We start from the raw sequence: 8,374 nt of genomic DNA, 5'->3' as shown, positions 1-8,374 counted from the left end.
GCCTCCCTCCACAATGTCAAAGAACGCATCTTGCAGCTCCTTTGTAATCGGACCGCGCGACCCTGAGCCAACGGTATAGTGATCGACGCTACGAATGGGCGTGACCTCTGCAGCCGTACCCGTAAAGAAGAGCTCATCGGCGATGTATAGCGCTTCACGCGGAATGGTCTTCTCCTCGACCGAGTAGCCCCGCTCGCGTGCCAGCTGGATGATCGCGTCGCGGGTAATGCCTGGCAGAATCGACAGCCCTACAGGCGCCGTGTAAAGCTTGCCGTCCTTAACGATAAACAGGTTCTCGCCGCTTCCTTCGGCAAGATACCCATTCGTGCTCAGCATGATGCCCTCCATCATGCCGTTTTTGACCGCATCCATCTTTACCAATGAAGCATTCAGGTAGTTGCCCCCAGCCTTGGCCATTGCAGGCAGCGTGTTCGGGGCCATGCGGTTCCAGCTTGCCACCTCCACGTCGACGCCCTCTTCCAGTGCTTCTTCGCCGAGGTACTTGCCCCATTCCCACACAGCGACGATCGTTTCTACACTGTTCTCAAGCGGGTTGACGCCCATCGGTCCCATGCCCCGGAAGACCACCGGACGAATGTAGCATTCCGGCAGTCCGCTCCGCTCCACCGTATCTATGACCGCCTGGTTCAGCGCATCAAGGTCGTACGGGACCTCCATACGGTGGATCTTGGCTGAGTTCTCCAGCCGTTTCATATGCTCGTCCAACCGAAATATGGCCGACCCTTGCTCGGTCTCGTAGCAGCGGATGCCTTCAAATACGGACGAGCCGTAGTGGACGACGTGCGAAAGCACATGGATTTGTGCCTCTTCGTACGGCACAAACGATCCATTGAACCAGATATCGTAACTCATGGAAGCAGGGGTATGTAAAGCATGCAAAAGATGATGGGTCTCAAGTTGCAGGCGCTACCTTATTATTTAGCAGCCATCGTTTAAGAGCCGTTATTTAACAACAGCGCATCTCTTAAAAGGACTGGCTGTATGGGCAACTAAGAATAGCGAGCCGAACGCACAGGGCTCAGAGGAATGAAGCCTCTTCACTGCCATGTGGCAGCGTGATTTCGTAGCAGCGTGACCTCTCAAAGCACTGCATCCTCAAAACAAAACGCCTCTGCGCTGGGCAGGAGCGTTTGCGACTATTGGGGATAACGCCCAAAAAGGCAACATAAGACAACATAGAAACGGCATAAAGCGCCTGAAAGTTCAGGGAGCTTCAGCGTATTCAGCTTGAATACTGGAAGCGCTTTCGCGTACATGGTGCTCCACGTGGGGTGGCCGGACGGCATACCGGGCAATCGTGCATAGAATTTTGGCACTCGCCCGTACCGTTCCCGACACGGTGCCGGTGATCTTCGACACCCCGACGCGGCGCCGGTACGAGACAGGCACTTCACAGATACGAAGCCCCGCCTCGGCTGCCTTGATCTGCATCTCAATGGTCCACCCGAACGTACGATCGCGCATGTTCAGGCGCTGCAGCGCGTCGTAGCGAATCGCCCGAAAGGGACCGAGGTCGGTGTAGCGTACGTCCCAGATCCATCGCATGAGCGTACACGCGAGCCGATTCCCGATCTGCGCCTGCGGGAGCAGTGCACCCGGCTCGGACTCGCCCCGCATGCGCGAACCAATCACAAAGTCGGCGTCTTCGCTGCAGATTGGATCGACCAGTCGCGGGAGTTCGTCGGGATGATCGCTGTAGTCGCCATCCAGAAAGACAATTACGTCCGGGTTCTGCTGGGATGCGTACGCCAGCCCACGCAGGCAGGCGGCACCGTATCCTTGCTCCGGCTCACGCACAACCGTAGCTCCTGCCGCCCGGGCATTGCGCTCGGTCGCATCGGTCGAGGCGTTATTGACCACTACAACCTCATCTACTTGATGCGCGGGCAGGTCACCAATAACCTGACCGATCGCTTTCGCTTCGTTGAATGCAGGGATGATGACAAGCGTTTTCATGTACGACACAGTAAGAATCTTACCAGTGGGAGAGGGAAGCGCAACAGGCACCTACAGGGGGCTCGGTTGCGTAATGCAGGCACACGCGCACTTCCAATGCAAGGTCAGCGAGCCTATGGGGCAGATCTACGTGTCAGCGAGGCGGTGTGCCGTTACGGTTCATCCGGCAGAGCGTAAAACCACGCTCTGCGCCCCCCTGTGCTACTGGAAATCGTCCATGTCAAAGTCATCATCGTCAAAGTCGTCTTCATCGAACCCACCGTTGCCGAACGATGAGAGCATCGACCCCATAATATCGCTGTATGCCTGTCCATCGTCGCTCATCTCTTTGCCAATGAGCGAGTTTTGGTGCAGTGCCTCAAGCACCATCTCCATCATAACCATACGCTGCGCTTCAGAGCCGGGCGACGTTTCTTCGTCGACCACCTCCTGCAAGCCATCAACCGCCTTGAGACGTGACCGATACTCGGCATCCGACAGGTCCTGGTTGAGGCGTACGTTGTTGTTTTTTGTGAACCAGGCCAGCACGTCGGCATAGCGCTCGCGCTCCCCCCCTTTGTCGGCCGGGTCCGGGAAGTACTGCGTAAACACGGTGCGGATGGCGCGCCCGATAAGCGTATAAGCAACGTTCTCTGCCCCCTCTTGCTCACCCTCGTAGACAAGCTCAACCTTTCCGGTGATGGCAGGGGCCAGGTGGAGCAGGTCGCTTACCCGTACGCTGGTTGTGTCTTCCCCGTTAATCAGTGAGCGGCGTTCAGCAGCGGAGATCAACAGCTCCATGGCGGCGCGCGTCACACGCACAGAGACCCCGGACTTCTGGTCGATGTATTCGCTGTTGCGCGCCTCGAAAGCAATTTGCTCTACGATCTCGCGAAAGACATATGGAATGGAGACGTCGACCGGCATCGCCTGGGCGCCGTCGGATCGGTCTTGCCAGGCCTCCTGGTCGGTGATCGCCATGCCCACGTCTACCGTCTTCGGGTAGTGGGTGATGATCTGACTGTCGATGCGATCTTTGAGCGGCGTAATCAGATTCCCGCGGCTGGTGTAGTCTTCAGGATTCGCCGAAAACACCAGCATCACGTCGAGCGGGAAGCGCACGTTGAACCCCCGGATCTGAATGTCCTGCTCTTCCATAATGTTGAGCAGCCCCACCTGGATGCGCGGCTGCAGGTCGGGCAGTTCGTTGATCGCGAAGATGCCCCGGTTCGTGCGCGGGATGATGCCAAAGTGGATGATCTCCTCATCTGCATAGGTGAGGCGCAAGTTGGCAGCCTTAATCGGATCGATATCGCCAATGAGATCAGCGATCGTGGTATCGGGCGTCGCCAGCTTCTCACCGTAGCGCGCCGAGCGTGGCAGCCAGTCGATGGGGGCCTCGTCGCCGTATTCCTCTACCAGCTCCCGCCCCTGCTTCGTGAGCGGATCATACGGATGCTCGTTCAGCGGCGTGTCTTTCAGGACAGGAGTCCACTCGCTCAACAGACGGGGCAGCATGCGCACAATACGACTCTTCGCCTGCCCCCGCAGTCCGAGCAGGATAATGTCGTGCTTACTCAGAATGGCATTCTGAAGCTGCGGGATGACGGTGCGGTCGTATCCGATCACACCCGGAAAGATCTTTTCGCCGGTCTGGAGCTTGCGCATCAGGTTCGCACGCATCTCTTCTTTGACAGTGCGCTTCGTGTATCCAGACGCACGAAGTCCGCCAAGTGTGCTGATGTCAGGAGGAGCTGTGTCAGGGTGTATCATAAAGCGAGAACAAGACAGATAAGCGTGCAGGAGTATGCCGCCCATTGGCACGCCCGGTGTTTTGGGCTGTTCCTCTCAAGAGGGACTCCTGGCCTCTCGTATCACCGTATATACAGGCCGGCACGCAACTTCGCGATTATGTTACGCAACGTGCGCATCCCCATACGGTATGTTGATGCTGCAATGCGCCATTCCTCCTTCATCCACCTACAGCATGTTTATGCATACCTCTCCTTTCTACCGGCATCTGTATACGTTTGGAGCTGCGCTGCTGCTAAGCGCGGTCGTAGCTGTTGGATCGGCCGACGCCCAGCGCGCCTCCGGAAGTATTGGACTGGGCGGGCAGATCGGGTCGCCCAGTGGGGTCACCGTCAAGCTCTATAACGCAGGCGGCCCTTCGTATGACTTTCTCGCGGCCTGGGACCTGAACGAGTTTTTCTTCCTGAATGCGCATGCGCAGTTCAACCAGGCGATTCAGGCCCAGAATGTATCGGGCCTGGAGTGGTTCTTTGGTCCAGGCGCTTACATCGGTGTCCGCGATGAAGACGCCGTTCTTGGCATGAGCGGCCGCATCGGACTGAACTGGATGGCGAACAATCACGTCGAGTTCTTCGGGCATCTTACGCCGCGCATTGATCTGATTCCAAGCACCAGCGGCGATGTTGGCGGCGGGCTCGGACTCCGATACTACTTTTAAGAACCTGCCTGTTTAGCGCCCCTTTTCAGCGCTCCCCCGGCGCTACGACACACGTCTTGCGTTTGCCCGTCTCGGTAGTTCACTCAAAGACGGTGTTCAGGCGGATGCGCCGCGCATCCGCCTGAACGGTATACTGGCGCGACCGCGCGCGCCTCTCTCTGTCCGTTCCTCTAATGAGTGCAGCCCTCCTCTGCTGCGTTCCGTGTAACGCATTGCGGGTTATGCTGGACACCCTGCCTTGTATCCATTACCATAGGGGTGCATTCTTTTTTGCTGTTGATGCCCCCTCCCCTATGGAATCATCGCCCACGACCTCCGCAGAAAGCGCTTCCGCGTCTACGACGCCTCATGGCAGCCCCCGCTGGATCTTTATCGGAGTGGCGCTGCTGCTCATCGCCGGTGCGGTGGGACTTAGCGGACGGGCACCAGAGGTGAACGGCCACTTTGGCATCTGGTCGCTGCTTCCGCCCCTGGTCGCCATTGTACTGGCGTTCTACACGCGCGAGGTGGTGAGTGCTCTCTTTCTGGGCGTTGCCGTAGGGGGCGTTGTAGCGGGCGAGCTTAACATCGTACAGGAGTTTCTCATCCCAGCGATCGGCACGCAGGACTTCGCGCTGATTCTGCTTGTCTATCTGTGGGCGCTGGGCGGGCTTATCGGGCTCTGGACCCGTACCGGCGGCGCCCTGCGCTTTGCACGCTGGGCGAGCGGCCTCATTGTACGCGGCCCCCGCTCAGCGAAGTTCTTTGCCTGGATCATGGGACTCGTCTTCCACCAGGGCGGCACGGTAAGCACTGTGCTCACCGGCGCTACGGTGCGCCCGATCAGCGACGAGCACAACGTGTCGCACGAGGAGCTCTCGTATATGGTGGATTCGACCGCCTCGCCCGCCGCTACGCTCATCCCGTTTAACGTGTGGCCGATCTACGTGGGGGGACTCGTAGCGGGCACGATCCCCCTGCTTGAGACGTCGCAGCAGGGCATCGCGTTTTTCTTCTCGTCGCTCCCCTACAACTTCTACGCGATCTTTGCGGTGATCATCACGCTGCTCTTTGCGTGGGAGAAGCTGCCGTTCGTACCGGGCAAGCAGATGCGCGCTGCAATGGACCGGGCCCGCAGCACAGGCAAGCTCGATCGTGAGGGCGCTAATCCCCTCGCCGCCAAGGATCTTACCGAGATGAAAGTACCCGAGACCTACCGTCCGGGACTCACAGACTTCTTCGGTCCCATCGGGGTGCTGCTGGGCGTCGCGATTATTCCGTACATGGTCACCTACTTCTACCTGGGCCGCACCGACGACCCGATGCTGCTCATCGCCGAAGCCTTCGTGCTGGCGGCGCTGGTCGGTATGATCATCGCACTCGCGAAGGGGATGGAGCTGCAAGACGCGATCGACGGCTTTGTGGACGGCTGCCGGGGCGTTACCATCGGCGCAATTATTCTTGCACTGGCGGTCACCCTCAAAGAGGTCGCCGACGCCGTGGGCACCGCCGACTACGTGGTGGCGGCGCTGGGCGACGTGCTCTTACCGGCCACCTTGCCCGCCCTCCTGATGGGCCTCTGCCTGCTGATCGCATTCTCGACGGGCACCTCTTGGGGGACATACGCGGTGGTCTTCCCGGTTGCGATGCCCCTGGCCTGGGCCGTGGCCCCCGAGCCGTTCTTCATCACGCTGTGCTTTGCCGCTGTGGTCGGCGGAAGCGTCTTTGGCGACCAGTGCTCTCCAATTTCGGATACGACGATCCTCTCCTCGCTTGCCACCGGCACCGACCTGATGGATCACGTCTATACCCAGTTTCCACTCGCCATCCTGGCCGGCGGCCTCGCCGCAGCGTTGTATACCGTGCTGGCGGTGTTTGCGGTGTGAGGTGGACGTGGAGACGTGTTGTCTGCATGAACAGTGATCTGTGGCAGCGTGCCGATCTATTCAATCTGAAATAGGGAGGGGCAGTCTGATCTGTTCAGAAAGCCGTTCCCCGTTACGTAGGGACACGGCGGCGCCGTGGCACGTATTTAGCAACCTGCTCCCAGAGCGCCGGGGACTGCTTGCCTCTCCAGCTATGCGGTCCCCGGCTATGGGGCTTGCCCCCCCTCGTTTCGCCCTGTAGCCCGGGATCAGGAGCGAAGCGGATATCCCGGGCGGCCATTGAGCCATGCTAAACAGATCCCCCTTCGAAGGGAGAAATGATCAGACAACATAAGAGAAGGGAGATGTCAGGATTACGTATTCGGCCTCAAGGCGATCAGCAAAGGAAAAAGAAACCTGCACATGCCGTTATATAACTGATTCACATATATAAAAAGCCGCTGCCCTCCTTAGTTGGAGAGCAGCGGCTTTAAATGACATACACCAAAATTGAAGGCAGCAAGCCACCTACTCTTCAATCAGGTCGTCCATACGAATTGGAAGGACACGGAAGTCATCATTCCGGCGGGTTGTTGGCCCTGTTACCGTTACCGTACCGTCAGGAATTGCTTCTCCTACCAGCTCCGAGGTCGTGTCTCTGTTGAAACGCATCGTCGCCGTTTCTCCTGATCCATCGGTGATGTCGTAGCTTCCATCACCGCCTCCGGCTTGAAAGACGTCATCACCCTTGTCGTCGATCGTTACGCCTTCAAAGCGCACCAGCCGTCCTTGAAACGCTTCAGGATCCGCGAGATATTCTGCGATGGTGATCACCTCTGGCTCAACGATATTGCCAGACGAGAGTATCTCAAAATCGTCAACGGAAAGCTGACGTGCTGCGTTAAAGGTATCCATTTCACCAGTGAATCGAACTTCATCACCGTCATCAAATGCCGATTCCCATCCCCCACCGTCGAAGGCTTGCAGGCCACCGGTCTCGTCTTGGAAGTATGCATCGACCCCAAGGACACGACTTACGGTCGCCCTTACTTCAACGGGTGTACCATCTTCCAAATCACGCGCCTCCGCAATCGAAATAGACTCGTCCTCTTCAGTAAAGCTCGGCGGCAGCAGTACGCCGTCGATGAGGTGGAAAACATTTGCAAAGTTATCGGTGAAACGATCCACACCGCCTTCAAGGACGATATTAGCCTGGCCACCGTTGATTTCAATGCCGCCTTCTGTCTGGGTGAACGTTACTTCTTCACCCTGTGCCGTTGGCACAGACACCTCGCCATCGCTAGCGGCAAGCAGCTCAACGAGGGTACCAGAGTCGATCGGTCCGCCCTCCTCATCAACGATCACATGGTACAGGAGGATCTGCTCCAGCTCGTCTTCCGTGAAGTCGTTAGGATCAACCGCATCAATGGCCTCATTGATGGGTGCAAACAGCGTCCAGTCTGAAGCTTCACCGAAGCTTTCAGCCAGCTCCAGATCAACTGCCAGATTCACGAGAGATTCGGTCGAAGCTGTGAGTCCCAGGCGCTCAGGCAGTGAGCGATTTTCGAGCAGCAGCCCGTCAATCACGTGCAGCACACCGTTGTCGGCTTCAATATCGGCTTCAGCGATTGCATTGCCGTTTATCAGGAAGTTACCTTCGTCATCTGTGGTGACACGAATAGCGTCTCCGGCTGCTGTTTGAACGTCACCTTCGCTCAAGCCACTTGAGAGGACGCGACTGGGAAGCACATGGTACTGGACCACGGCGCTGAGCAGCTCTTCATTGTCCTCATCCAGCGCTGCACCAAGGTTAATATCCGTAAAGGCGCTGTTGTTGGGAGCAAACACAGTGATGTCAGCATCTGGGTTCGCTGTGAGATCCAGCTGTCCTGATTCCTCTACCGCTGTAAACAGCGTAGTCAGGTCATCGCGCTCACCAAGAATGTCGGCCAGCAGTGTAGGCTCGTCCCCATTGTCGTCATCGCCATTTCCTGGTGGTTCCGTGGAGACCGGGTCGTCGCTGTCGCAAGCGGCAAGCGATAGCACAAGCGCCATCGCAAGCAGGTAAACGGCCATACGTGAGCCGCGTAACATCGTGTTCAAC

The 8,374-nt window shown here is 57.8% G+C and carries 6 protein-coding genes; 2 read left to right on the top strand and 4 right to left on the bottom strand.

The features are described 5' to 3' along the window. From PPP56_RS07180 to PPP56_RS07170, 3 genes are all read right to left on the bottom strand, one after another. A partial coding sequence (locus PPP56_RS07180) for a branched-chain amino acid transaminase (RefSeq protein ID WP_353563359.1) occupies nt 1–873 on the bottom strand: 873 nt, incomplete at its 3' end. Between the two features lie 351 nt (nt 874–1,224). After that, nucleotides 1,225–1,977, bottom strand: coding sequence for a glycosyltransferase family 2 protein (locus tag PPP56_RS07175; protein ID WP_353563358.1), 753 nt, complete (start codon nt 1,975–1,977; stop codon nt 1,225–1,227). Between the two features lie 201 nt (nt 1,978–2,178). Next, the gene (locus PPP56_RS07170; protein ID WP_353563357.1) at nt 2,179–3,729 is read right to left on the bottom strand and encodes a magnesium chelatase; all 1,551 of its coding nucleotides are present in this window, start codon (nt 3,727–3,729) and stop codon (nt 2,179–2,181) included. 220 nt (nt 3,730–3,949) lie between these two features. Here PPP56_RS07170 and PPP56_RS07165 point away from each other — a divergent pair, with 220 nt between their 5' ends. Both PPP56_RS07165 and PPP56_RS07160 read left to right on the top strand, forming a co-directional pair. Next, nucleotides 3,950–4,426: a hypothetical protein gene (locus tag PPP56_RS07165; RefSeq protein WP_353563356.1), complete on the top strand. Its 477-nt coding sequence runs from the start codon at nt 3,950–3,952 to the stop codon at nt 4,424–4,426. 293 nt (nt 4,427–4,719) lie between these two features. After that, nucleotides 4,720–6,291, top strand: a complete 1,572-nt coding sequence (locus tag PPP56_RS07160; protein ID WP_353563355.1) for a Na+/H+ antiporter NhaC family protein — start codon at nt 4,720–4,722, stop codon at nt 6,289–6,291. A 507-nt stretch (nt 6,292–6,798) separates the two neighbouring features. On the opposite strand, the gene PPP56_RS07155 is transcribed toward PPP56_RS07160, so the two are convergent. After that, nucleotides 6,799–8,374, bottom strand: a 1,576-nt coding sequence (locus PPP56_RS07155; RefSeq protein ID WP_353563354.1) for a fasciclin domain-containing protein, incomplete at its 5' end; no start/stop codon positions are given.

It is taken from the genome of Longimonas sp., assembly GCF_040409695.1.
Classification (GTDB): domain Bacteria; phylum Bacteroidota; class Rhodothermia; order Rhodothermales; family Salinibacteraceae; genus Longimonas.
The sequence above is the reverse complement of the archived record's forward strand: the minus strand, read 5'-3'. Positions and strand labels throughout refer to the sequence as shown.